Origin of the sequence: Klebsiella spallanzanii, from assembly GCF_902158555.1 — a bacterium.
Taxonomy (GTDB): Bacteria; Pseudomonadota; Gammaproteobacteria; order Enterobacterales; family Enterobacteriaceae; genus Klebsiella; species Klebsiella spallanzanii.
In genome coordinates, this window is record NZ_CABGGS010000044.1 from 99002 (window position 1) to 124792 (window position 25791).

Here is a 25791-nt window from a genome sequence, read left to right on the forward strand (position 1 = left end):
GGCGTGAAAGCAATTTATTATTAATTACTCAACATACCTGGCGCAGAGGTGGCGATCCTTGCGAAGAAAAATATATCGTATGGTGTTGTACATGCTATAAACAAAGTTGTCTTTCATGTCCTTTTCTTCAATCGCCTTGGCAATGGCATTTCTCATCATCAGTAGAATAATACCTCTGAATATGGACGTTAAACCGATGGTAAAGAAAGCAGTAACAGCAAGGTCAACTAACCAAAATCCTGAATTAAGGAGAACAGGCCTGTAGATTGCCATACCCACTAAAACCACCCAGTGACTGAAACAATAAAAGCAACTGAGGAGACAACCTGTCATGGCATTTATCTTGACCATTCGTTCTCGCAAAAGACGGAACATTTCCTGTTGCGTGACGGTGATTGAAGTACAACTGGACATCAGCGCTATTACCATGCAAACCCAGAACTGCTCTAAAACGTTATCGAATGACATAGTATGTTCCCCTCATAAGACCTTCATGTAATGATATAAGATACATGAAAACAAGATTCTTATGCAACAACAAAAGTGTCATAAGTGAAAGTGCAGCAATCGAGTATCAACAACGGGAATGTCAACCGGCTACTCTGGGATTACTTGTAATGATTCATATGTATACAATTCAAGGTGCCGTTACCTCTGAAGATATATCCTTGATGATCAATACGAATCCGGTTTAAGTCAGATGTCTGTTCCAACGGATAAAATTGCAGGTACTGTCCATTCTGAGAATGTCCAGGGAGGGGGGCACTTCAAAAATCCCTCACTTCTAACACCGTTCTGCTGGTTTTGTAATGGCAGATTGAATTTAACCACCTGAACAGAGGAGATAGCCTTACTTCAAGACAAGTCAGGTGTCTTAAATAAAAAAGAAATTTCATCTCAGCTTTCAGGTGAATGTTCGTTCCTAATGGCAAAATAAATAGCCCAATGAGATAGGCTATTGCGCATCTGCAGTGAAATTGACTGACAGCAGTGATGCCTAAGTGAGATTGCTGTTATTAAAAGGCTTAGCGGAATAATTAGCTAAGATGTTCATACAATTCGTCAATAAAAACTTTATACCGGTTTTCGTTAGCCCGAGAAGGGTCATACAATAAATGCATTTCCCGAGGGGGAATATTAAAATCTTCCAGAACAGGAACGAGTTTTCCCTTTTTAATAAATCGTTCAAGTCCCTTTTCATAACCAAATAGCAAGCCAGTACCTCTTAATGCCGCCTCAAGGATTGCTCCCCAGTCGTTAATAGCCAGGCGAGAGTTTACCATCACTTCCGCATATCCCTCACTGCTGGAAAAAGGCCAGTAATGGCTTAATCCCGCAGACCAAGGTGCAAAAACCAGACACTCATGATGTTTCAGATCAGAAGGTTGTTCTGGATGACCGTACTTTGCCAGGTATTGAGGAGCAGCGCATGCAATAAATCGGTACGCAGGCAACGGTTTTGCCGCAAGTCTGAGTTTCTTATCAAGCTCGCCGATGCGTATCACCAGGTCAAAATCTTCTGAAGCAGGATTAATAACGTCATCAGAAAGAATAAGTTCAATACGCATTTGCGGATAACGCTCAAGAAATATGCTCAAAAAATCCACTAAGACATAACGGCCGAATGTTACCGGCGCATTCAGCCGTAGCGTACCTGCAAGAATTGCACTCGAACTGCTTGCTTCCCGTTCTGCACTGTTGATGGCTTGTAAAATTGTTTCACAACGCCTGTAGTACAGCGAGCCTGCCGGCGTCAGGCTTTGCCTGCGCGTCGTTCGGTTAAGCAGGCGCGTTTCAAGCTGCTTCTCAAGTGTGGCGATATGGCGGGCCACCATCTGAGGCGACATATCGAGCCGGTCTGCGGCCGCAACAAAAGAGCCTGTCTGAACCACAACAACGAAGGCCCGCATTCCGGTAAGTTTATCCAGCATTCGCTACTCCTGGTTGTTTCAGAACTCAATATTGGCGAATTTTAAAAACTGCTAATACTTATTATGCTTATTTTTTGTCTCATGAACAGGACAGCGAAAACGATGCACATTTATATTGTCAGAATGGACCATCCGGATGGCACCGGGTGGAATACCTTTGTGCGCGAGCATGTGATTTATCTGAAAGGGCTGATAGAACAGGGCAAACTGTTAGCGTCCGGTCCGCTCAAAAACACGCCGCTGCGGGCGGGATTTCTTATTTTCAGGGCTGAGACGCGCGATGAAGTCCAGTCCATGATCAGTGCGGACCCTTTTGCTCGTGAAGGTCTCATCGCTAAACTTGAAATCCATGAATGGGACCCGTTGTTTGGTCTGCTTGACAGGTACTCAAGCCACAATACGGTCAGTGAGTTGCAGGACTTAATTGGCTGAAAATTTGAGCCACGAGAAAAATACTATCAGTATCCTGTAGTATTCATATATCGGGTGTGAGGTGAGTAGCCACGCCAGTTACTCGCCTCTCTACCTGACGGTAATTTTTTAAATTTCACAACCGTATAAATTATTATAAATTATCAGATTACAGAACTAAACATCATTTGGTTTCCATTAAATCGTTATTTTGTTTAACAGGCACCTTACATCCTGATTTTATTTAGGACAAAATCTTATGTGACTTTTTTAGTTACGCAATGATATCTGCCTGCAAGCAGTCCCCAGGCATTCAGAACAGGTCATTCAGATATGCCGGGTGTGTAAGTCATTCGCAATTTTCTGAACTAGGTATCCGCAAGTACTGCTGCCAGGTGGGGACTGGAGTTGCTGTACATGATGGTGGGGGAGTTTTACCTGACACGTACGGTAAAACTCTCAGTTACCCACCCGTTATACTTTATAAATTTATTGACGAATCAAAATAAAAACCTCCAGTATGTAATACGATATAAATATCCTTGACTGCGTCGACAGCCATACCTGGTAAATTCAAGGGGCTGTTTCACCCAGATCTATTTATTCCGGCAGGATTTTTTCTGCTGTGATATGTACTTTATTTCCCATGCGGGCTTCGGTGATTTTATAATCCCTGTCAGCCTGCTGGCGAATTTTTTTCTTCCGTCTGCTCCGTATCGCCTGTTGCCGTCACGGTTTGAGCACAGACTGAAAAAGGCAGGACTATAGAGACGAATAACAACGTCATGGTAGTTTTCATTGATAATCCCTTGATTAATAATTAAATGGATGACTTAAGCCAGGCTGCGATATTCTGCGTGGGAATATTATTCTGCACGTTCCAGGTGTCGTTCATCGGCCACCACATACCGTCTCCTCGGGCGAAGGCCGCACGATAGCGAAGCATCTGGTCATCCGGGCTGGCCTGCAATTCCTCCAGCAGGGTCGGCAGGGTCAGAACCTTTTTTACAAAGGTTTGTTGTGTCACTCGCTCGACCGTTTCTGCCAGTTCACCATAGGAAGTCGTTTCTCCTGCAACAAACACCACTTCGTTGGCAATACGCGGCTGATGTAGATAAATGTCGGTGGTGAGTCGGCCGATATCTTCCGGAGAAGTTACTGTAACCTGTGTGTCCCATCCCCCCAGCGCATTGATAGTCCGTGCGGATAAATTCACCACATCGAATGCAGGCTCGAAGAGAAAGCTGGTAAACATACCGGTGGAGATAATGATCCATTCGGTGTTGTGTTGTTCTCGCAGTAAGGTTCTTACATCATACTGTTCGTCCCAGACCGGCTGGCCGCTGCCTTTGCCGACGACATCGTAGTTAACACCAAACTGCCATGGAAAGTAGCGGTTAACTCCGGCTTCCAGTACTGCGCGGGTGATTTTTATCTGGGTGCCTGCGCCTGCAACAAACCCCATACAATTGATAACGGTATCAAACTCTTTAAACTGATCCTTCAGGGCGTCCATCGTGCTGTCGGCGATGTCCAGAGGGATTAATTTTGCTTCGGCATCCACATATTTTTGATGCGTGGAAGCGCGCAGTTGACCTTGTTCATCCATAGCACGAGGCGAAACGATAACGCACACAGTGCCTTCTCGCTGAGAGACTGCGGGGAGCAGATGCTGCAGTACAGCCGCCCCGAGTTGTCCTGCGCCCAGCACCAGTATTTTTTCACCTGAGTGTAATTTATGCTCTGCCATGTTAGTTCCTTATACTATTTTAGCCGTGTTCAGTGTCCGGGAGAAAGTGTAGGGCGATGATGTACGTTCGATAAGATCCCTAAACCGAGTTAGACTGTTCGCTCTGACGGTATAATCAATATCTACAGGCAAGAGGGTAGGATGGATAAACTGGCAGCAATGCAGGTCTATGTCAGCGTGGTGGAAACTCATGGCTTTTCAAGAGCGGCAGAAGTGCTGGGTTTGCCACGCTCTACGGTTTCTAGGGTTATCCGGGAGCTGGAATCCTGGCTTGGTATCCAGCTTTTGCAGCGTACTACCCGCAAACTCAGCATCACGGCGGAGGGCCAGCGCTACTACGACGAATGCAAAAGGATCCTGACGGATATTGCGGCCATGGAGTCGTCTTTTCCCGCCCGATCTGAGCAGCCAGGAGGCCGTTTCAAAGTGGGGATGCCCCAGTCCCTCGCCCGACATTGCATTATCCCCGGACTCCCGTCGTTTCTCCGCCAGTACCCCGGGCTGGAAGTGATGCTGTGCTCAAGCGATAATGTTGAGGATATCATCAGGGAAGGATATGACTGCGTGATCCGTACTGGCAGGATCGAAGATTCAACAACCCTGGTTGCCCGCCCACTGCCTGGTTTTACCTGGGTCGTTCTGGCCGCGCCGTCTTATATTGATGCTTTCGGCAAGCCGCAAAAACTGGATGAACTGGAAAAGCATCACGCGGTTGGCTATCTGAATCACCGCACCGGACGCACAACTGAATGGTTTTTTACCCTTGATGGTGGGGATCGGGCGATCCGTATGAGAGAGGTGCTAATCGTTGACGATACCGATGCCTATATTCAGGCCGGGACACAGGGGGTTGGGTTAATCCGTGTCGCCAGTTATCTGGCTATGCCGTACCTGCAAAGCGGGGAACTGGTCTCCTGTCTGGAGAACAGCACCTCTAAATTACCGCTATCCCTGGTATACCCCTATAGCCGGTATATACCACCGTCAGTTCGCGCTTTTTATGACTGGAGCAGAACGATGTTAAGTCACCCGGATAATCGTCAGTAAAGTAAAAAGAGAGTTAACTTTTTAGCGTACATTTTCATTCTGTTGGCCGTAAGATCCTGCTACGGGATGGATCACAAGACCTGCGTCCTTTTTCATGGCAATACATTACCGGCTTTTACCGGTAATGTATTGCCAGCAAGCGCTTGTAGTCAGAATGGAACAACATTCAGTTCATCAGGTCGCGCCATTTTACCATCCTGTCACTAAGGTCAAGCATCTCTCCGTCGACACTGAAACGGCCATCGCCCTGATGGTGGAGCAGGCGCAGTTCCTGCCATGCGCTGTCAAGCCAAATCCGCCGAACTTCCAGCACCCACAGGTTATAGCGCCGCACCTGGCGGTCATCCACCACTCTGCACTCCAGGTTAGCCAGGCATTCATCTACCAGAGGCGCACTGATCGATTGCGCGGCGACGGGCGTCAGGCCGAAACGCGCAAATTTGTCGTCTGTTTCCCCCGAGCAATTACCGATGTCCACAACGGTCTTTGCCATCCCGGCTGGCGGTACAGCCAGAACACATTCCCCTGTATCTGACAGCGCCTGATAGCTGTAATCCCAGGGGCCGATAATCACACCGACCAGCGGTGGGGCATGCTGCATCATCATGTGAAAACCTGCGGTCATCAGATTCGTTCGGCCATCTGTCCCCCTCGTGGATACCAGAATAACGGGACCAGCTTCAAGAATACGGTACGCTTTCTCCGCAGGCAGGCTGTCATGCATGAGATATCCTCCAGAAAGCAAATCAGGGACAGTGTGGTTCACATGTCCCCGGTGAATGGGTTATTACTCTTCAAAATCCGTGGCGTCTGACGCGCTTCGCCAGACATCAAGGTCCTGACTCACTGCATGCATTTTTTGTTCAGCAAGAGTGTTGGCAATCTTACCTGCAAAAAGATGCACGGGTGGGGCGTCAGCACTGGCCGCCTGCAGTATCAGAGAAGCGACTTTATCAGGATTGCCAGCCTGTTTGCCGTCCAGACCGTTCAGATGGAGGTCCAGCGAGGCCTGAGCTTCGGAATAATCAGTGATTGTGCGCTGGGCCACGACCAGCGTCTCTTTCGACAGAAACCCGGTGCGCACCGGTCCAGGATAAACCACTGTGGCTCTGATGTTCAGCTCGGCCAGTTCGGCCGCCAGGGTTTCGGTCAGACCGGCCAGTGCGAATTTGCTGGCGACATAGCTGCCCCAGCCCGCGTAACCGCCCTGAAAGCCCACGATCGACGCCACGTTGAAGATATGGCCGCTGCGCCGCGTACGCATATGCGGCAGGGCATGGCGCAGTACATGCAGGGGAGCAAACACGTTAACATCAAAATTGCGACGCAATTCGCTGTCGGTTAATGCTTCAATGGTGCCCTGCTGGCCGTAGCCTGCGTTGTTGACCACACAGTCAATGCGCCCGAAGGCGGCAATGGTGCTGTCGATGGCTTTTTGAACGCTGGCTTCGTTCACCAGGTCCACCTCCAGCGCCAGCAGTCGCGCGTTATCGTCGCCGAATGCCTGACGCAGACTGGTCAGGGTGCGGGAGGTTGCGGCTACGGCATCGCCTCGCGCCAGTAACTGGCGTGCCAGCGAAAGGCCAATACCACGAGCAGCGCCGGTGATAAACCAGACTTTTGCAGGGGAGGTTTGTTGTTGCATTGATGAAGACTCCTGTTCTTGAAAAAAGAATTGCATCACTGAATGGCGACACTCATGCCACCGTCGGCCATAACCACTGCGCCGACAATGTAACTGGCCCTGTCTGACGCCAGAAAGGCTGCTACTTCTGCGATTTCATCGGGGTGGGCTGCACGACCAACAGGCGCTTTACGACCATGCTCTGCCAGATATGCCTGCCCGTCGGGCTGGATTGTATTCGTGATGTTTGTCACCGCATCTCCGGAACCGACTGCATTAACACGAATACCGTGAGCGATAGCCTCCAGCGCGAGTGTGCGGGTTAATTGTGCCAGCGCCCCCTTGGAGGCTGCATAGGCGGCGATACCGGGAAAAGACTGATAACAGGCGTAAGAACCAATATTAACGATTGCACCCGATTTTGCCGCCATCATTGGGCGCATGGCTTCCCTTGAAAAAAGGAATGCCCCCGTGGCATTAACAGCCATGACCTGGTTCCATTCCCTGAGCGTCATTTCTGCCACGGGCTGGTTGATGATGATGCCAGCGTTGTTGATTAAGACGTCGAGGCGACCGAACTGTTCTGTTGCAGTCCGCACGGCCAGTTCCGCACTGGCTTCCTGAGTCACGTCGGCGACAACGGGGACAATGCCTTCACGTGCTAGCGCATTGACATTATCCCCCCGGCCAACTGCGACGATACGAGCGCCCTGGCGGTGCAACAGTTCGACGGTCGCCAGGCCGATACCGCTGGCGGCACCGGTGACGATCGCAACACGGCCTGCAAAGGGCATAGCCCTGGAAAAAGAGCCTGACTCTGACATGAACACTCCTGAATAAATGAAAACATGTTTACGGTTAATGAGGACTGGCCACAGGGCGGACGATGAGTTCGCTGATATCAACGCCAGCGGGTTGTTCGATGGCATAGGCGATTGCCTGCGCCACGGGCTCCGGAGGTAAGGCGATGCGCCGGAATTCGCGCATGGCAGTCCGGGCTGTTTCGTCCGTAATATGATCGGCAAGTTCTGACTCGACCACCCCCGGGCTGACCAGCGTCACCCGGATCGCGTTGGTCTCCTGTCGCAGTCCGTCAGAAATAGCGCGCACGGCAAACTTGCTGGCGCAATAGACAGCGGCTGTGGGCGAGACCGTATACGCGCCTGTGGAGGCAATATTAATGATGTGACCATAACCCTGCTCCTGCATGATCGGCAGGACGGCGGCTATTCCGTGTAAAACGCCCCGTACATTGACATCCAGCATGCGGTTCCACTCTTCGACCTTCAACGATGCCAGCGGTGAGAGTGGCATAACGCCAGCGTTATTTATGAGAACGTCAATGCGTCCGTGCTTCTCCAGCGCCCTGGCTGCGATGCATTGCAAATCTTCTGGTTGCGTGACGTCAATTGCCATGGCATCAACATTACCCCCCATTGCCCGCAATTCTGTCGCCAGTGCGGTCAGTTTTTCCATACGTCTGGCACCGATAAACAAATGATGCCCCTTACTGGAAAGATGACGGGCTGTGGCCTCACCTATACCACTACTGGCACCGGTAAGAATGACCACCATAGCCTTTTCTGATACAACTGCTTTCATTACTCCTCCTTGCCTGTCACCGGGCGGGACAGGGAATGTCACGGGAATATCAAACAGGCAGGTATCATAAAGAGAGGGCACATACGACGACAGGCCTGACACTCTTGCGTCATTGCCTAATCCTATTTTCTTTATTGATTTTTAAGCACGCGGGGAGTGAAAATATAATTATTAAATTCAATTAGCAGGTCTGATGTATGCCAGAAAGATTGCCCTCCATATCTCAACAGTCCGAAATGGCGGCTATGATTTGCCAGCTCGCCCCACATGAAGGTCACACCCGTACGTTGCTGGATGGCGTGCGTCTGATGCGTGCTGACGGTGCGCTGGGGCGTACCCCCGTGTTGTACGAACCAGGCATTGTTATTGTCTGTCAGGGGCACAAAAGAGGTTACCTGGCTGACAGGGTTTACCACTACGACCCTTTGCACTACCTGGTGCTGTCAGTACCCCTGCCATTTTCAAGCGAGACAGATGCCAGCCCGGCAGAACCTTTTCTTGCTGTGTCCATTCGGCTGGATATGACAGCTGTGGCAGACCTGGTTATGGCTGTCGATCACCATGCCACTGCATCAGGTTCACCCGTTGGCATTGTCTCCACACCACTTGACGACACGCTGGCAGATACGACAGTTCGTCTTCTGAAGGTATTATTTTCACCACTTGAAGCCCGGGTTCTGGGGCCGGGGATTGTGCGAGAGCTGATTTTTCGTGTTCTGCTGGGTGAACAGGGCGGAGCCATTCGTGCTGCGCTGGCCTGTCATGGCAACTTTGGACGTATCGCGCGTACGTTACAGCGTATCCACCTCGATTACGCCCGGCCACTGGATGTGGCTTCACTTGCGCACGAAGCTGGCCTGAGCGTTCCGGCTTTTCATGCGCATTTCAAAGCCGTGGCGGCGACTTCTCCCATTCAGTACATCAAGTCAGTACGTCTTCATCAGGCGCGACTGATGATGATACGGGACAACGTTACTGCAGCAGGGGCAGCAGCTCGGGTCGGCTACGAAAGTGCGTCGCAGTTCAATCGGGAGTTCAAAAGACTGTTTGGTCGCAGTCCCGGAGAGGAGACACGTAAAATGCGCACGGCATTCGCACTGATGGAACCTGCGCAACTCGAAGCAGCGACATCGACACACTAATCTGCAACTGTCGATATTCATGCGCAAATGTTCACTGTAAACCGGACTGAGACTCCAGGACGCTAACAGTTCATGCTGATATTAAGATTATCTGAATAACCTGTGGGATTTTCGTTCGTAACAAAAATGTCAGCAACACCTGCTGGCACATCAACATCGGCAGCAAGAACCAGTATGTACCTGTACCTCTGTGAGCTGCGTGGAAGACGAACGTAAAAACATCGCAAAACCTGGTGCGAAAGCGTAAAGCAGTAGTGCCATTTATATGCGCAGATTGCCGGGCTAACCGTCCTGTTTTCATCACCAGGTTTTCAGGCTCCGTTCGATTTACAAACCCAGCTTGTCTTTCATTTCTTTTTCTTCAATTGCTTTGGCGATAGCGTTTCTCATTACTTTCAGAATGACCCCGCTGAACATAGCCGTTAAACCGATGGTAAAGAATGCCGTAACCGCAAGGTCAATTAACCAGAATCCGGAATGAACAAGAACGGGCCTGTAAATTGCAACACCGGCAAAAACCACCCAGTGACTAAAACAATAAAAACAACTGAACAGGTAGCCTATCATGGCATTTTTTTTGACCATCCATTCACGCAACGGGCGAAACATTTCCTGCTGCGTGACGGTGATTGAAATGCAACTGGACATCAGTGCAATGACGAGGCAGACCCATAACTGTTCTAACACATTATCGAATGACATAAAAAATACTCTCTGTATGGATTTCATGTAATAGTATAAGATACATGAAATCGCGCCACTTATGCAACAACGAAAGTTTCATAAGCAACTTCGCAGAAAACAGGATAAAAAATGAGAAAAGACCACCGGCTGTCCCGTGCATTACACGTGCTGATACATATGGATAAAATCCGCGATCCCGTTACCTCCGAAGATATAGCCTCGATGATCAATACGAATCCGGTTGTGGTCAGACGCCTTTTCCAGGGGCTCAAACAGGCGGGTATCATTCATTCTGAAAAAGGGCATGGAGGTGGCTGGACACTCCAGAAACCTCTCGGAGACATCACTCTCCTTCAGGTTTTCCACGCTATTGGCAGCACTGAACTTTTTTCAATAGGCTGGGCGACTGAACATGACAAATGCCAGATAGAGGATGCAGTTAACAATGAAATAAGTGATACGCTTGAAGAGGCGAGACGTCTGATTACGAACCGCTTTGCTGAACTTACCCTTGATAAGCTTGTGCCGGAAGTCCTTAAACATAAATAAATTCAACAGCCGGGCATCATATAATGTCCGGCTGTTGAAAGGTCACCATAAATTTTAGTCTGAAGCCTGTTCTGTTATCGGCCGTTCCTCAGGCGCGTCCGGTAAAGTGGCCGAGTGCAGTGGTTTCCCTGATATTTGTCGGGCTAACAGGTAGAACACGGGGGTCATAAACAAGCCAAAAAGGGTGACGCCGAGCATGCCAAAGAATACTGATATCCCAATTGCCTGACGCATCTCAGCGCCTGCTCCATGCGATACCATCAGGGGGATTACACCCATGATGAAAGCCAGTGAGGTCATCAGAATTGGACGCAGCCTGAGACGGCATGCCTCTTTCACCGCGTTAAAGGCAGACTTACCTGAAAGCTCAAGTTCACGGGCAAATTCAACGATAAGAATGGCATTTTTAGATGCGAGCCCGACCAGGACGATAAATCCAATTTGCGTAAAGATATTATTGTCCCCATGAGTCAGCCACACCCCGGTAAGTGCAGAAAGGATACTCATTGGGACAATCATAATGACAGCCAAAGGGAGCGTAAGGCTTTCATACTGGGCAGCCAGTACCAGGAATACCAATAATACACAGAGTGGAAAAATCCAGACGGCACTGTTGCCTGCAAGAATTTGCTGGTAGGTCAGGTCTGTCCACTCATACTCTACGCCGGGTGGAAGTGTTTTCATCGCTATACGTTCAATCTCTTCCATCGCCTGACTTGAAGAATAGCCTGGAGCAGGAGCGCCACTAAGATCGACCGCTGTAAAACCGTTATAACGGGTAACCAGCTCAGGACCGTGTGTCGGCTCAATACGGGCTATGGCAGACAGCGGTACCATATTGCCATCGGCATTTCGGGTCTGTAGTTTCAGTATATCCTCCGGGGTCGCCCTGAACTCTGCGTCGGCCTGCATTCTTACCTGATATACACGACCTATTATATTGAAATCATTTATATAATATGAGCCAAGATAGGATTGTAATGTCTCGGTGATATCACTGATGTTCACCCCAAGTTGTTTGGCGCGATTACGGTCAATATCGACATTAATTTGTGGAAAATTATTCTGGTATGTTGAAAAAAGTGACGTCAGCACAGGTGATTTAGCTGCTTCTGCCTGAAAGCGTCGAAGTACTTCGGCCATTCCGTCGTAACCGATATTTCCTCTGTCTTCAAGCTGCAATTTGAATCCCCCCAGGGAACCCAGACCCATAACGGGTGGTGCCGGGAAAACGGCCGCAAAATCTGCGCCAGGAAGTGACTGATATCTGGCATTCAGAGAGGCGGCAACATCATCTGCGCTGATGCCAGGCCGTTGCTCAAAAGGCTTGAGGAGGACAAATGTCAGACCGGAACCAGGGCTTGTGGTGGTGCCGTTTACAGACAATCCAGCATAAGAAGATGTGGAAGATACTCCTGGCTCACTTCGTGCTATTTCATTCATTTTTTCCAGTACCCGGTCTGTTCTGGACAATGATGCGCCAGCAGGAAGCTGCACAAAACTGATAAGGTATTCTTTATCCTGAGCAGGGATAAACCCCCCAGGTACAGACCTGCCCAGTAACAGCGTAATTGCCAGCAGAATGCCATAAATCACCATAATCAGAATCTTGCGCTGGCCAAGCGCGCCAACACCTTTTTCATATCGCCTGGCACTACTGTTGAACAGGCGGTTGAAAACAGTAAAGAACCGTCCACAACTACGATGCATAATGCGCGTAAGCCAGTCGTTGTCTGAATCACGTGACTTCAGCAGCATGGCAGAGAGAGCCGGTGAGAGCGTAAGGGAGTTAATAGCGGAGATAATCGTTGAAACTGCTATTGTCACTGCAAACTGCTGATAAAACCTCCCGGTCAGGCCACTCATAAAAGCCAGCGGAACAAATACGGCACTCAGCGTCAGCGCGATCGCAATAATGGGACTACTGACTTCCTGCATAGCCTTGCAGGCGGCATGATATGGCGTCATGCCTCTTTCTATGTTTCTTTCTACATTTTCAACAACAACAATGGCATCATCAACGACAATGCCAATAGCCAGGACGAGGCCAAAAAGGCTCAGGGCATTGATTGAAAACCCAAAAAGGTACAGAAATGCCATTGTGCCTGTTATCGAAACGGGAACAGCCAGCAGAGGAATGATTGATGCTCGCCAGGTCTGGAGGAAAAGAAAAACAACCAGTACCACGAGGAGTATGGCCTCAAAAAGAGTATGAAGCACAGCTTCTATACTCGCCCTGACTGATTTGGTTGGATTATAAACTATCTGGTAATCCAGTCCTTCAGGGAACTGTTTTTTCAGATCTTTCATTGTGCGACTTACTTGTGAGGCAATTTCCAGAGCATTTGCGCCCGGAGACTCCTGTATGGCCAGCGCTACCGCAGGCTTTTTATCCAGGTAAGTACGCATGGCATAATTTTCAGCGGCCAGTTCAATACGGGCGACATCCTTCAATAATGTCGTTCTGGTATCCTGTCGGGCATGGAGCACAATGTTGCCAAATTCTTCAGCCGTTTTAAGCCGACCGCTGGCATTAACTGACAACTGTAACGGTGTTTCTTCTGCCATAGGGGCTGCGCCAACGCTTCCCACTGGTGACTGGGCGTTTTGTTCACGGATAGCAGAGGCGACATCTGATGTCGTCAGTCCGCGAGCAGCCATAGCATCAGGATTAAGCCAGATTCGCATCGCGTAACCACCGGGGCCCCATACTGATACCTGGCCAACTCCCTCAATACGCGAGAGCTGGTCTTTGATGTTACGTATGGCGTAATTACTGATGTAATTATCGTTATATCTGCCATCAGGCGATATCATATGAACGGCAAGTGTGATATTCGGCGAGCTTTTATTCGTTGTGACACCCAGTCGCTGGACATCTTCAGGTAACCGGGGCAGAGCCTGCGACACCCGGTTCTGCACCCATTGCTGAGCCTGATCGGGATCTGTGCCCAGTTTGAAGGTCACTGTCAGATAGAGATTGCCATCCTCATTTGAAAGTGACTGCATATACAGCATATTCTCTACGCCGTTCACAGTTTCCTCTATTGGAGCTGCAACCGTCTGTGCAATCGTGGTGGCATTGGCTCCAGGATACTGGGCATGAACGATAACGGATGGGGGGACAACCGGTGGGTATTCCGATACCGGTAGACGAAATATGGCGATAATCCCTGCCAGAATGAACAACGCAGACAGTACTCCAGCAAAAACCGGCCTGTCGATAAAGAATTTTGATACTTTCATGATGACTTATTTCCTTCCCGGGATTTTGAAGAAGGGGATTCGTCTTTGCTGACAACGACTGTTTCACCGGGACTGACCAACTGCGCCCCACCGGAAATAACTCTGTCACCCTTATTGAGGCCTTTTTTCACAACAATCAGTTCCCCCTGTCTGTTTCCCAGTTCGAGGGGGCGATATTCAACTTTGTCATTGTTTCCGACTACCAGAACATAGCGTCTGTCCTGGTCGGTGCGGATCAGTGTCTGGTCAATCAATACTGCTGTATAAGATTTGCTTGCCTGGAGTCTGACCCGGGCCTGTAAACCGGGAAGCAACCTTGATGATGGATTATCAAGAAGTGCGCGCATCCTGATAGTGCCGGTTTCAGTACTGAGATGATTATCCACAGAATGAAGAATGGCTTTATGTGGATAATCTTTTTCATCGGCCAGTCCTACCAGCACTTCAGGTTTGTCTTTATTTGAAAGCTTGTCGATATAATTAAGATAGGTTCGTTCATCCGCATTAAAAGCGACATACAAGGGATCAAGAGCAACAATGGATGCAAGAACTGGACTGTCAATACCGGCTGCGACCAGATTACCGACTGTCAGTTCTGCTCTGGAAATACGGCCAGTTACCGGTGCGGTGATCCGGGTATAGCTTTCGCTGAGCCTGGCGCTCTCGACCTCAGCTTCGGCAATCTCCCTGGCTGCTTTCGATTCCCGGGCGGCATTGTTCAGAACGTCATAATCGCGCTGTGAGATAGCATGGGTCCCGATAAGTTTTTTACCCCGGGACAGATCCAGCAATGCCAAGTCCTGCTTCGCTTTTGCCTGCGCGTATGCTGCACGAGCCCGGGCCAGTTCAGTCTTATAAGGGGCTGGATCGATAATAAATAAAATATCGCCTTTCCTGACCAACTGACCATCCCTGAACTTAACATCCACAATCGAGCCTGTAACTTTTGAACGTACAGTGACCTCATCGGTGGCTTCCAGTTTTCCCGAGAATTCGACCCAGTCGTTTACCGTATGAACAACTGCGGACGTAGTTCGCACCGTTTTAAAGTTTGATGTCTCAAGTGCATACGCGCCGGGTATGACGCTCTGTTTTGAAAGGAACAGCCCGATGACAGCCAGTGTACCGGTTAAGCACAACATGCGAAGTTTGAACGATACAGTCATAAATCATTCCAAAAATCATGTGGTTATAAAGGTAAAGTTAAGTTGTTTGTTGGCCCCTACATGTCACAGCGTTTACCTGCGTTACTTTGTGATGTGCGCGCACCATAAGACGTTGCAAACTCGCATCGGAAAGATAAACTCATGTAACTTTACAAGGGACATGAGTCAGCTTATCACATGAAACCATGAAAGTTACATGATATTTTGCGTGTGATGTTTTGAATTCCGTTAAAGTGAATGCAATCTTTCACGAGAAAGTTGTTTTTATTTGCTATTTAATCAGTCTTGATAACAATCCGGTTTTACCGGGAGAATGAGTGGGGCTGGGAAGCAAACACAGTAATGTTCACGTCAAGTTAATAGCCGAGTACCTTCTCGCCCTAAACCAGCAGCGTGTTCGATACGTCAGGAGCCTGATCTGCATCTCTTAGAGTTTTCCTTTGTCGGCCGTTTTAAGACTATGGAATGTTCTGTAGAGAACATCCGCAATAGCCTTTTTCAAAAGCAAATACCTTACAGGAGTCATTACTCCTTCGCAGTCATGGGATTTAAACTAAAAAAAACCATATCAATTGACGCCGATATGGGGTTGATTTGTTACGCCAGATAGTTCATGAACTATCTGGCGTAATGCTTTATTTTCTGATAAGGAAATATGGTGGAACGTAGGCTTCACGGCATATATCCAGATAATCGGACCACCACTGCATCATCGCCTTGCGGGCTTCCAGATGTTCTGCCTTGTGAATATAAGCCATGCGCACGGTATTGCGCTCCTGATGACTCATCTGGCGTTCTACTGCGTCCTTTGACCATAAACCCGATTCCATCAGCGCACTGCATGCCATCGCCCGAAAGCCGTGGCCACAGATATCCTTTTTTGTGTCGTAGCCCATCACCCGCAATGCCTTGTTGACCGTGTTTTCACACATTGGCTTATACGGGTTATGGTCGCCGGGGAAGACCAGTTCATTATTACCGGTGATATCTTTAATCTGTTTCAGAATGGCGATGACATGTTCTGAGAGGGGGACGATATGCGGCATTCGCATTTTGGCCCCGCGCTCGGAATAACGCACGCCAATAATGGGTTCTCGCGTCGCGGGTATCGTCCAGACCCGGTTTGTGAAATCTATCTCTGACCAGCGGGCGAAACGCAGTTCACTGGAGCGAATGAACACATGCAGCATCAGCAGGACGGCAAGCCGGGTAAGTTCGCGGCCCTGATGATATGCCTCAATACGTTCAAGCAGTTCAGGCAGCCGTTCCAGTGGCAGGGCAGGATAGTGCCGTCTGACAGGAGGTGTGGTCACGCCGCCAAGGTTTGCTGCCGGGTTCGTATCAATTAACCCCTGATGGACCGCATGGCGCATTATGTTACTCAGGTGCTGCCGCGTGCGGGACGCAACTTCCAGCAGACCTTTTTCCTCTATCCCTTTCAGCAGGTCAATGAAATGACGGGGTTTAAGTTCTGATACAGGCAGGTTCCCGATAACCGGAAAGATGTGATTGTTCAGGCTGGCAAGCAGACGGTCAGCGGTGTTCTGCGACCATTTCCGGTTACTTTTATGCCACGCCAGCGCCACGTTTTTAAAAACTTTATCCGGTGTTCGTGAGCCACGTTCAGCAGCCCGCTGCTGTACCGGGTTGATATTCAGCGCCAGCATTTTACGGACACCTTCACGCTGCTGTCGCGCATCAGAGAGGGAGACGGCAGGATAGGCACCCAGCGCAATGCGGGATTCTTTACCGTTAATACGGTACTTGAGATACCAGTGACGTGAGCCACCCGGCTTGACCAGCAGATACAGACCGTGGGAATCGGAGACTTTAAAGGGTTTATCAGAAGGCTTGAGAGTGCGGATTTTCGCGTCGGTAAGGGACATATGGGGGTCACTCCATTATCGAACTAACCTGACCCCAGATTTGACCACCAATTTTCCCCGATGCGGAGGGTAAAATCAAAATGCACCGGGAAGAGTTTTCACGCTAACCTGTTGAATCAAAATAACATAAGGATTCGCAAGGATGCATGAAAGCAGGAAATTGGCTCCTCTGACTGGACTCGAACCAGTGACATACGGATTAACAGTCCGCCGTTCTACCGACTGAACTACAGAGGAATCGTGTGAACGGGGCGCATATTAACGATGACTACCCACCTTGTCAAAGCCTGAATCACCCTGATCAGTTCGTTTGCTGACAATTTCAGCAGGGCGCGTGTTTTTCCCGCATTGTTCGATATTGTGCACTGTTGTAGTGCATTTATACCCCTAATGGGGCATACCACAATCCGCTTACCGGGCGACAAAATCGCGGTTTGCTATCAGTATCCCTTATTACGCGGCTTACAGAGGCATTTGCGCCCTTGCTAAAAAGCTGGCAAGCAAATTGCAAAACCTTCTGCATCTAAACGGCCAGTGTTGGTACTGGTGTTCCTTACAGGAGGCAAAATGAACTTAAGACGACTGAAGTATTTCGTAAAAATCGTCGATATCGGCAGTCTGACCCAGGCCGCTGAAGTCTTGCACATCGCACAACCGGCGTTAAGCCAGCAGGTTGCGACCCTGGAAGGCGAGCTGGACCAGCAGCTGTTGATTCGAACCAAACGCGGCGTCACGCCGACCGAAGCGGGCAAGATCCTCTACACCCACGCCCGTACTATTCTGCGCCAGTGTGAGCAGGCGCAGCTGGCGGTTAATAACGTCGGTCAGACGCTAAGCGGACAAGTCTCCATTGGCCTTGCGCCAGGCACCGCGGCCTCGGCTATCACCATGCCGCTGCTGCAAACGGTGCGTAACGAACTTCCCGAAGTCATGGTCTATTTGCAGGAAAGCAGCGGAACGGTTCTCAACGATAAGCTTATCGAAGGCCAGCTGGATATGGCCGTACTTTATGAACGCTCTCCGGTCGCCGGGATCATCAGCCAGCCGCTGCTGAAAGAAGATCTCTACCTGGTCGGTACTCGTGATTGTCCGGGGCAGAGCGTCGACCTGACGGCGGTGGCGGAGATGAACCTGTTTCTGCCTCGTGATTACAGCGCCGTGCGCGCGCGGGTCACCGAAGCCTTCACCCTGCGTCGACTGTCGGCAAAAATTATCGGTGAAATTGAATCCATCACCACCTTAACGGCGGCGATTGCCAGCGGTATGGGCGTCACTGTACTGCCTGAATCTGCCGCTCGTTCGCTGTGTAGTTCGGCTAATGGCTGGATGGCGCGCATCAGCACCCCGTCTATGAGTCTCTCACTTTCATTGAATATGTCCGCACGAGGCAGTTTGTCGCCGCAGGCGCAGGCAGTGAAGGAAATTTTGATGTCGCTGGTGAGCCGTCCATCGCTGGAGAATCGTGAATTATTGTTAGTGAGTTAGGCTATATTCCTGGATGGAATAAGTTGCTGGTTTTTATTATTTGTTAGCAGGGACAACAGACTTTAACAATAGAGCATATGTTATGTCTGATAGCCCGGAGGAAAGGGTGAACTTCCAGCAACTTAAAATTATTCGTGAAGCGGCCCGTCAGGACTACAACCTGACGGAAGTCGCCAATATGCTCTATACATCGCAATCGGGCGTCAGCCGCCATATTCGTGAACTGGAAGAAGAACTGGGGATCGAGATTTTTATCCGTCGCGGCAAACGCCTGCTGGGGATGACGGAACCGGGCAAAGCGCTCTTGTCGATTGCCGAGCGTATTCTCAATGAAGCCAGCAACGTTCGTCGCCTGGCAGACCTGTTTACCAACGATGCTTCAGGCGTTTTAACTATCGCCACCACCCATACCCAGGCGCGCTATAGCCTGCCGCCGGTGATTAAAGCTTTCCGTGAACTCTTTTCCGACGTACGCCTTGAGCTGGTTCAAGGGACACCGCAGGAAATTGAAGCGCTGCTGCACAACGGCGGTGCGGATATCGGTATTGCCAGCGAACGCTTGAGTAACGATCCTACGCTGGTCGCTTTTCCCTGGTTCCGCTGGCACCATAGCCTGCTGGTCCCCAAAGACCATCCGCTGACCCAGGTAACGCCTTTGACTCTGGAAGCGATTTCCCGCTGGCCGCTGATCACCTACCGCCAGGGCATTACCGGGCGTTCGCGTATTGATGAAGCCTTTAACCGTAAAGGGCTGATGCCGGATATCGTGTTAAGCGCTCAGGACTCCGATGTGATTAAAACCTACGTCGAGCTTGGCCTCGGGGTGGGGCTGGTTGCGGAACAGTCGGGAGATGCCCGCGAGTCTGACACCTTTACCCGTCTGGATACCCGTCACCTGTTCGATGCCAATACCGTCTGGCTTGGGCTCAAGCGCGGGCAGCTGCAGCGAAACTATGTCTGGCGCTTTATTGAGCTGTGCAACGCAGGCCTGTCGCTGGATGAAATTAAACGCCAGGCGATGGAGCCTGAAGAGGCAGCGATCGATTATCAGATTTAGCAGGATGATAAATCTGATATGAGATAATAAACGAAGCTATAATTCATTCACGATTATCGCCACAGAGGAAGGGAAATTGTGCGGCGTGTGAAACTGCTTTGTTCTCTTATTATGATCCTCACCAGCCAGAGCGCTCTGGCGGTGAGCTACCCGTTACCGCCGGAAGGAAGCCGTCTGGTGGGCAGCCCGCTGACCATCACTGTTCCGCAACACAACACCCAACCGCTGGAGGCGTTTGCCGCTCAGTACGGTCAGGGCTTGAGCAATATGCTTGAGGCCAATCCCGGCGTTGATGTATTCCTGCCGAAGTCGGGCTCCACGCTGGTGGTACCGCAGCAGGTTATTCTGCCAGCTACGGTACGTAACGGCATCGTGATCAACGTGGCTGAAATGCGCCTCTACTACTATCCGCCTGATGGCACAACGGTTGAGATCCTGCCGATTGGTATTGGGCAAGCGGGGCGCGAAACTCCGCGCAACTGGGTGACCGCGGTAGAGCGTAAGCAGGAAGCGCCAACCTGGACGCCGACCGCCAATACGCGTCGTGAATACGCCAGCCGTGGCGAAAGCCTGCCAGCGTTTGTTCCGGCCGGGCCGGATAATCCGATGGGGCTGTACGCGATTTACATCGGCAAGCTCTACGCTATCCATGGCACCAACGCTAATTTTGGCATTGGCCTGCGCGTGAGCCAGGGCTGTATCCGCCTGCGTAATGACGATATCAAATATCTGTTTGATACCGTGCCGGTGGGGACGCGGGTGCAAATTATCGATCAGCCGGTGAAATATACCGTCGAGCCGGACGGTAGCCGCTGGGTTGAGGTCCACGAACCGTTGTCGCGCAACCGCGCGGAGTATGAATCCGACCGTAAGGTCCCGCTCCCCGTCACGCCGGCCATTCAGGCCTTTGTGAAAGGGGAGGGTGTTGATATGAATCGTGCCGGGGAGGCGCTTGAACGCCGCTCCGGTATGCCGGTGGAGATCGGTACTACCGCTATGCATAGCGGTAGCGGGTTGTGATTTTTTGTTCAGCCTGGGGCAACCTCGCTTAGCGGGAGGATGTCCTGCGCCATTGCCATAAAAACCACGGAGCGCCAATAAACGCGGTCAACAGCCCGGCTGAGACGGGCCATGGCCAGGCCACGTTGCGCCCTAGCCAGTCGGCAACCACCATCAGCAGCCCGCCGATAAGCCCCGCGGTTATTAACTGCTGACGTAACGCATTCGCCCCCAGCGCTCTGGCGCACTGCGGTGCCAGCAGGCCGATAAAACTCAGCGGCCCAACCAGCAACGTTCCGGCTGCGGTGAGCAGGGCGGTCAGCAGCAAAATCACGATATGACTTCGCCGCAAAGAGATCCCCAGAGATTGGGCGGTCAACTGTCCTAATCCCAGCAGCATCAACCAGCGCTGAAGCAGAAACGCCAGCGGGCACAGAATCGCAGCGGCGAGCAACGCACCGAATGCCAGCGTCACGTCAATATTGGCGGTCGATCCCGTACTCCAGTTCAACAGCATTAGCGCGCGCGGGTCGCCGCTGAGCATCAGCACCATATTGAGCGCGCTGGCAAAGCTGGTGAGGCACAGGCCGATAAGTACCATTTTTTGCGGGCTAAAACGGCTGCGTAAGCCAAACACAAACAGCAGGATAATGGCGATAAAACTGCCCGATAGCGCCGCAGGAAATAAAGAGGTCAGCGGGGCGTTGGTCAACAGCACCGATAGCAGCACGGCGAGGGCGGCACCGCTGCTTATTCCAGTCAGTTCGGGGCTGGCCATGACGTTGCCGGTCAGACGTTGAATCAGCACACCAGCGCTGGCCAGCATGATGCCAGCACATAGTGCGCCAGTCATTCGCGGCCAGCGCCAGGCAAGCAGTTGCATCGTGGCTGCGCCCGGCGGTTCGCGGTTAAGCCAAAGGGAAGCAGGTATTGCCAGGGCTAACAGAAAAATCAATATAACTGCAGTACGTCTTTTAAATCGTCGGGCCGGTAATGCAGCCGTTTGCGAAAGCGACGCGCCCGTTGCCCGCTGGCGTAATAGCAAGAGCAGAAGCAGGGGGGCGCTTAACAGCGCTGTCACCGCGCCTGCGGGAATATCGCCATAGGCCGGGGAGTAGCGTAAAGCCAACTGATCAACCAGCAGCAGAAGAATGGCTCCCGCCAGAGTCGAGGCGCTAAGCTGTCGGGAAAAGCGCCGGATACCGCAGGCTTTAACAATCGCCGGAGCGGCCAGACCAATAAAACTGATGATCCCAACCTGGCTTGTGATGATAGCGCTCAGAATCACTGCGATACTGAGTGCCATCAGGCGAACACGGACGACGGAAATTCCCAGCGCGCTGGCATTCTGCTCCGACAAACCGAGTACGGTGAGCGGTCTGAGCAAAAGCAGGCTGGCGGCAAGACAAGCCAGCAGCGTGATTGCCAGAATTTGGCTGCTGCGCCAGCCGCTTTGCGTTAGCGCGCCGGCCTGCCAGCTAAACAGATCGCTCAGATAATCATGGTTGAAAAGAACCAGCAACGTGTTGAGCGAGTTGCCGTACAGGCTAAGCACCATTCCCACCAGAATGACGCTAAGCGGTGCAAAGTGACGGCCGGAAGTCAGTTTCATCAGGACCACGATAACCAGCGTTGAGCCCAGTAGCGCCAGCGTTGGCAGACCTAACGTCAGCAGGCTGGGGGCGAACACCAGCGCCGTCGACATCGCCAGATTCGCGCCGGCGGCCACGCCGAGCGTTCCCGGTTCTGCCAGCGGATTTTGCAAGATTTGCTGAAACAATAATCCGGCCAGCGCCAGTCCGGCACCGCAGATCAAGCTGACGACGACGCGCGGAAGGTAGCTTTGTTCCAGCAGCAATGACGCCAGCGGATGCGGATAGCGGGTAAACAGCGCCGAATAATTGCCAGCGGTTAAAACCATCGCGGCTGCCCCGCACAGCAAGAAGGCGATAATCGCCGGAGCACGCTTCAATTCTCTCTCTCCAGTATCCGGGTTATCTCTCCGGCCAGCCCCAGCGCGGTAGCCAGACTGCCAAAAGGGAAAAAGTGCTCCAGGCGAGTTACCTGTTGTTCTGCGACAATCGGCAGATGTCGCCATAAACCGTTGGATTGCCGGGTTCGCATTAAACGCGTCATGGTAGTTGGAAGCTCGGTATAGAAAAGCCAGTCGCAGGTCAGGTCAGCCAGTTCTTCAATGCGTACCCGCGCGACGTGAATGCTGTTGACCGGTTTTTGCCAGGCGTTAATCAACCCAAGCTGGCGTATGACGGCATCGGCAAGGCTACCGTTGCCGTAAATGGTGGCGTATTTGCCATCCTGATCGAGAACCATCACGAGAACCCGCAGGCCAGGGCGTGCCGTGAGGCGCAGACGAAAACCGGACATCTCCGCCTGCGACTGGCTCAACCAGCGAGCGGCGGCGGGGCCTGCTTCAAGACGTGCCGCGATTTTCTCGGTCCAGTCGCGTAGTCCCTCCCACAGATCGCCGGGCGTCGAGTAGGCAGAAACGGTTTCCACCGGCGCGATTTGCGCCATTTTCGCCATCGTAGCAGCGGGCAGCACATCGCTGATAATGAGCGACGGGCGCAGGGCGTCGAGCATTTCCATATTGGGCTCCCAGAAAGGCCCAACGTCCAGCACGCTTTCAGGCAGTACCGGTCTTGGGATACGGCGGCGAAAGTAGCGGCTGTCGGAGATAGCCAGCGGCGTAACGCCGATACTGAGCAGCGTTTCCGCGGCCGCCCAGTTGATGGCGACGATTCGACGATTATCCAAACGCGTGAGGCCAGCGTGCGCCGCCAGCGGCAGCAGAAAGAGCGCCTGCAGGCAGGCGCGACGGCTAATTCCGTTCATCAAAAGTTAAGTTTCAGCGAGCCGATAAAGGTACGCTCCTGGCCAGGATAACAGCTGGTATCGCCATCGCAGGTACCAACATAGTGGTGATCGAGCAGGTTCTGGATGTTGAAGCCGACCTGAATATTTTTGTTCACCTGATATTTCACCCCGGCGTCAACCAGAGTGAAGTTCTTCACCGGGACCGTGTTAGCGTTATCGCCGTACAGGCTACCAACATAGCGCACGCCGGTGCTGATCATCAGTCCGTCAAGCAGACCTTGATGAAAGCCGTAGTTCATCCAGGCGGAGGCCATATGCTTCGGAACGTTGGCTTGCTGCTTGCCCTCATCGCCATTGTTGCTTTTAGTGATTTCAGCATCGGTCCAGGTATATGAAGCCAGTGCGTCGATATTTTCCGTTAGCTGCGCCTGGGTTTCCCATTCAATACCGCGTGAACGAACTTCCCCGGATGCGACCTGATAGCCGGTGGCGACGCCGTTGACGATTTCGTTGGTCAGCACGTTAGTTTTGGTGATTTCAAAGGCGGCCAGCGTCATCAGCAGGTTGCTGTGCGGCTGATACTTCACGCCAACTTCATACTGATGGGCTTTGCTGGGATCGAAGGTTCGGTTCTGACTATCGGTCCCGCTATTGGGAACAAACGACTCAGCGTAGCTGACATAAGGCGCCAGTCCGTTTCCGGCGAGATAGGTTATCCCCGCACGCCCGGTCCACGCATCTTTATCAATCCATGATGTGGTCTCTGTCAGGTTATTGTGCGTGCGCATGCTGACATCGTCATGGCGTCCGCCCAGCGTCAGCAACCACTGCTCGGTCAGATGAATTTGATCCTGTAGATACAGACCAAGCTGCGCGGTGGTCTGATCGTTATTGTTCAGGGCGTAGGTCGGATCGGGAATATCAACGCCATAGACCGGATTATTAATATTGAGCGGCGGGGCAACGGCGCCAAAACGCTTGGCGTTGCCTTCCAGCCAGCTGTAATCCACCCCCGCCAGCAGCGTGTGCTTCACGGCAGCGGTGGCGAAATCCATTTGTAACTGGTTATCAACGTTGAAGGCCTGCATATGTTCATCGAAACGTACGGCGTTACGTGTCAGCGTTCCGGTCGTGAAATTCGGGTTCCCCGGCAGCAGGTTATTGAGGATGGTATCCGTTTGCCCAAAGCGCAGGTTCTGACGGAACTGAAGACCTTCGGTCAGCTGCTGGCTGAATTCGTAGCCGACGGTAAATTGCTCCTGGCGAAAACGGTTGTAGCTATAGTCACCCAGCAGCGTGTCGGTAGTTTTGCCTCCTGGCTTCGTCAGTACGGCGATGGTCCCGCCGGAGGTATCGCGCAGATAATCAGCGCGCAGGGTCAGGCTGGTATCGGCAGAGGGGAGCCAGGTCAGCGTCGGGGCGAGATACAGGCGATTGTCTTCGACGTGCGGGCCATCGCGATATTGAAACTGAGTATCGCTATCGCGGGCGAGGCCGATGACCCGGTATAGCCACTGGCCGTCTTCATCGAGCTTATCGCTTAAATCAAACTGCGCCTGGCGACGGTTGAAATTTCCCAGTTGGACTTCAATTTCATGCACGCCGCGCGCGTCCGGCATTTTGCTGACGCGATTAACGATACCGCCGGCATCGCCAAGGCCAAAAAGGGTAGATGAGGGGCCGCGCACGATATCAATACGCTCAAGGGCATAGGGTTCAGTACGGAAATAGCTGTAACTATTATTCAACTGACGCAGGCCGTCGCGGTAATCATTGGTGGTCAGAGCGTTAAAGCCGCGAATATAAATCCAGTCATAACCCTTCGGGTCGACGCCGTAGGTTTCTGTTTTTACGCCCGGCACGTAGCGCAGCGCTTCGGTGACGCTCTGCACGTTCTGTCTATCCAGCTGTTGGCGAGTGATCACCGACACGGATTGCGGTACTTCCAGCAGTGGTGTATCCGTTTTGGTGCCGCTGGTGGTTTGCTGCGCTACCGTGGAGGAGGCGTTCAGGCCGCCGGTCACGGTAAGCGTCTCTTCACCGGCTGCGGCGGGAACCACTGATACGGTATCACCGTTGAGCTTCCAGCTCAGTCCGCTACCGGAAAGCAGCTGGCCTAGCGCGCTTTCCAGAGTCATTGTGCCTGAAACTGCCGGCGCGGTTTTTCCGGCAAGGTTTACCGGTGCGGCGATAAGCTGAACGTTAGCTTGTCTTGCCAGCTGATTTAACGACGAGGCCAGTGATTGTGAGGGTAGCGAAAGCGAGAGCGTTGTCGCTGCGTAAACGCTGGATACGGGCAGCGCTGCCGCCAGCGCCAGGGCGATATGCTGAGTGCGAAATGCACGCAAAACGGAAAAGACAGCCATTCTTGATCCCC

21 protein-coding genes, 1 tRNA gene and 1 pseudogene are annotated in these 25791 nt (G+C 51.7%); 7 read left to right on the forward strand and 16 right to left on the reverse strand.

All coding sequences use genetic code 11. The features are described from left to right. Nucleotides 1-24 precede the first annotated feature (24 nt). Together FN082_RS23200 and FN082_RS23205 are read right to left on the reverse strand one after the other, a co-directional pair. The gene (locus tag FN082_RS23200; protein ID WP_022065311.1) at nucleotides 25-468 is read right to left on the reverse strand and encodes a hypothetical protein; all 444 of its coding nucleotides are present in this window, start codon (nucleotides 466-468) and stop codon (nucleotides 25-27) included. A 569-nt stretch (nucleotides 469-1037) separates the two neighbouring features. Beyond that, complete coding sequence (locus FN082_RS23205; RefSeq protein WP_020078419.1) at nucleotides 1038-1931, reverse strand: LysR family transcriptional regulator; 894 nt, start codon at nucleotides 1929-1931, stop codon at nucleotides 1038-1040. A 102-nt stretch (nucleotides 1932-2033) separates the two neighbouring features. Between FN082_RS23205 and FN082_RS23210 the strand changes: the two genes are divergently transcribed. After that, nucleotides 2034-2363, forward strand: coding sequence for a YciI family protein (locus FN082_RS23210; protein WP_075324490.1), 330 nt, complete (start codon nucleotides 2034-2036; stop codon nucleotides 2361-2363). 579 nt (nucleotides 2364-2942) lie between these two features. Here FN082_RS23210 and FN082_RS30055 read toward each other — a convergent pair. Together FN082_RS30055 and FN082_RS23220 are read right to left on the reverse strand one after the other, a co-directional pair. After that, nucleotides 2943-3141, reverse strand: a pseudogene (locus FN082_RS30055) (DUF1471 domain-containing protein). Nucleotides 3142-3162: 21 nt separating this feature from the next. Next, nucleotides 3163-4092 carry an aromatic alcohol reductase gene (locus FN082_RS23220; RefSeq protein ID WP_142982457.1) on the reverse strand — a complete coding sequence of 310 codons (930 nt, stop codon included), beginning with the start codon at nucleotides 4090-4092 and terminating at the stop codon, nucleotides 3163-3165. Between the two features lie 141 nt (nucleotides 4093-4233). Here FN082_RS23220 and FN082_RS23225 point away from each other — a divergent pair, with 141 nt between their 5' ends. Further along, the gene (locus FN082_RS23225) at nucleotides 4234-5139 is read left to right on the forward strand and encodes a LysR family transcriptional regulator (protein ID WP_142982458.1); all 906 of its coding nucleotides are present in this window, start codon (nucleotides 4234-4236) and stop codon (nucleotides 5137-5139) included. Between the two features lie 166 nt (nucleotides 5140-5305). Here the strand turns inward: FN082_RS23225 and FN082_RS23230 are convergent, their stop codons facing one another. From FN082_RS23230 to FN082_RS23245, 4 genes are all read right to left on the reverse strand, one after another. Beyond that, entirely contained in the window at nucleotides 5306-5863 is a 558-nt protein-coding gene (locus FN082_RS23230; protein WP_058679863.1) for a flavin reductase family protein, read from the reverse strand. A 63-nt stretch (nucleotides 5864-5926) separates the two neighbouring features. Beyond that, nucleotides 5927-6784 carry an SDR family oxidoreductase gene (locus tag FN082_RS23235; protein WP_142982459.1) on the reverse strand — a complete coding sequence of 286 codons (858 nt, stop codon included), beginning with the start codon at nucleotides 6782-6784 and terminating at the stop codon, nucleotides 5927-5929. A gap of 35 nt (nucleotides 6785-6819) precedes the next feature. Further along, a complete protein-coding gene (locus tag FN082_RS23240; protein WP_020078425.1) occupies nucleotides 6820-7587 on the reverse strand; it encodes an SDR family NAD(P)-dependent oxidoreductase in 768 nt (255 codons plus the stop codon). Nucleotides 7588-7621: 34 nt separating this feature from the next. Beyond that, nucleotides 7622-8365 (reverse strand): SDR family oxidoreductase, encoded by a 744-nt coding sequence (locus FN082_RS23245; RefSeq protein WP_142982460.1) that lies wholly within the window; start codon nucleotides 8363-8365, stop codon nucleotides 7622-7624. 197 nt (nucleotides 8366-8562) lie between these two features. Here FN082_RS23245 and FN082_RS23250 point away from each other — a divergent pair, with 197 nt between their 5' ends. Next, nucleotides 8563-9507 carry an AraC family transcriptional regulator gene (locus FN082_RS23250; protein WP_045903269.1) on the forward strand — a complete coding sequence of 315 codons (945 nt, stop codon included), beginning with the start codon at nucleotides 8563-8565 and terminating at the stop codon, nucleotides 9505-9507. Between the two features lie 327 nt (nucleotides 9508-9834). On the opposite strand, the gene FN082_RS23255 is transcribed toward FN082_RS23250, so the two are convergent. Continuing rightward, nucleotides 9835-10209, reverse strand: coding sequence for a hypothetical protein (locus FN082_RS23255; protein ID WP_142982461.1), 375 nt, complete (start codon nucleotides 10207-10209; stop codon nucleotides 9835-9837). Nucleotides 10210-10320: 111 nt separating this feature from the next. Between FN082_RS23255 and FN082_RS23260 the strand changes: the two genes are divergently transcribed. Next, the gene (locus FN082_RS23260; RefSeq protein ID WP_020078429.1) at nucleotides 10321-10740 is read left to right on the forward strand and encodes an Rrf2 family transcriptional regulator; all 420 of its coding nucleotides are present in this window, start codon (nucleotides 10321-10323) and stop codon (nucleotides 10738-10740) included. Nucleotides 10741-10794: 54 nt separating this feature from the next. Here FN082_RS23260 and FN082_RS23265 read toward each other — a convergent pair whose 3' ends face one another. From FN082_RS23265 to FN082_RS23280, 4 genes are all read right to left on the reverse strand, one after another. Beyond that, nucleotides 10795-13986 carry an efflux RND transporter permease subunit gene (locus FN082_RS23265; protein WP_142982462.1) on the reverse strand — a complete coding sequence of 1064 codons (3192 nt, stop codon included), beginning with the start codon at nucleotides 13984-13986 and terminating at the stop codon, nucleotides 10795-10797. Continuing rightward, nucleotides 13983-15152, reverse strand: a complete 1170-nt coding sequence (locus tag FN082_RS23270) for an efflux RND transporter periplasmic adaptor subunit (RefSeq protein WP_058679874.1) — start codon at nucleotides 15150-15152, stop codon at nucleotides 13983-13985. Before FN082_RS23270 ends, FN082_RS23265 begins: the two co-directional genes overlap by 4 nt. Before the next feature lie 635 nt (nucleotides 15153-15787). Further along, nucleotides 15788-17038 carry a tyrosine-type recombinase/integrase gene (locus FN082_RS23275; protein WP_142982463.1) on the reverse strand — a complete coding sequence of 417 codons (1251 nt, stop codon included), beginning with the start codon at nucleotides 17036-17038 and terminating at the stop codon, nucleotides 15788-15790. Nucleotides 17039-17199: 161 nt separating this feature from the next. Then, nucleotides 17200-17275 (reverse strand) — tRNA-Asn (locus FN082_RS23280). Nucleotides 17276-17605: 330 nt separating this feature from the next. On the opposite strand from FN082_RS23280, the gene nac reads away from it, so the two are divergent. The 3 genes from nac (at nucleotide 17606) to ldtA (ending at nucleotide 20600) form a co-directional block, all read left to right on the forward strand. Beyond that, a complete protein-coding gene (gene nac / locus FN082_RS23285) occupies nucleotides 17606-18523 on the forward strand; it encodes a nitrogen assimilation transcriptional regulator NAC (protein ID WP_139536422.1) in 918 nt (305 codons plus the stop codon). 106 nt (nucleotides 18524-18629) lie between these two features. After that, on the forward strand, nucleotides 18630-19580 hold the full coding sequence (gene cbl / locus FN082_RS23290) for an HTH-type transcriptional regulator Cbl (protein ID WP_139536487.1): 951 nt from the start codon (nucleotides 18630-18632) through the stop codon (nucleotides 19578-19580). 78 nt (nucleotides 19581-19658) lie between these two features. Further along, entirely contained in the window at nucleotides 19659-20600 is a 942-nt protein-coding gene (gene ldtA / locus FN082_RS23295) for a L,D-transpeptidase (RefSeq protein ID WP_139536421.1), read from the forward strand. 28 nt (nucleotides 20601-20628) lie between these two features. Here the strand turns inward: ldtA and fhuB are convergent, their stop codons facing one another. Genes fhuB through FN082_RS23310 form a run of 3 tightly spaced genes read right to left on the reverse strand, consistent with a single transcriptional unit; the run spans nucleotide 20629 to nucleotide 25780 of the window. Beyond that, nucleotides 20629-22551: a Fe(3+)-hydroxamate ABC transporter permease FhuB gene (gene fhuB, locus FN082_RS23300; protein ID WP_235892147.1), complete on the reverse strand. Its 1923-nt coding sequence runs from the start codon at nucleotides 22549-22551 to the stop codon at nucleotides 20629-20631. Next, nucleotides 22548-23432: an ABC transporter substrate-binding protein gene (locus FN082_RS23305; protein ID WP_142982464.1), complete on the reverse strand. Its 885-nt coding sequence runs from the start codon at nucleotides 23430-23432 to the stop codon at nucleotides 22548-22550. Before FN082_RS23305 ends, fhuB begins: the two co-directional genes overlap by 4 nt. After that, nucleotides 23432-25780, reverse strand: a complete 2349-nt coding sequence (locus FN082_RS23310; RefSeq protein ID WP_139536419.1) for a TonB-dependent siderophore receptor — start codon at nucleotides 25778-25780, stop codon at nucleotides 23432-23434. Before FN082_RS23310 ends, FN082_RS23305 begins: the two co-directional genes overlap by 1 nt. Nucleotides 25781-25791: the final 11 nt, after the last annotated feature.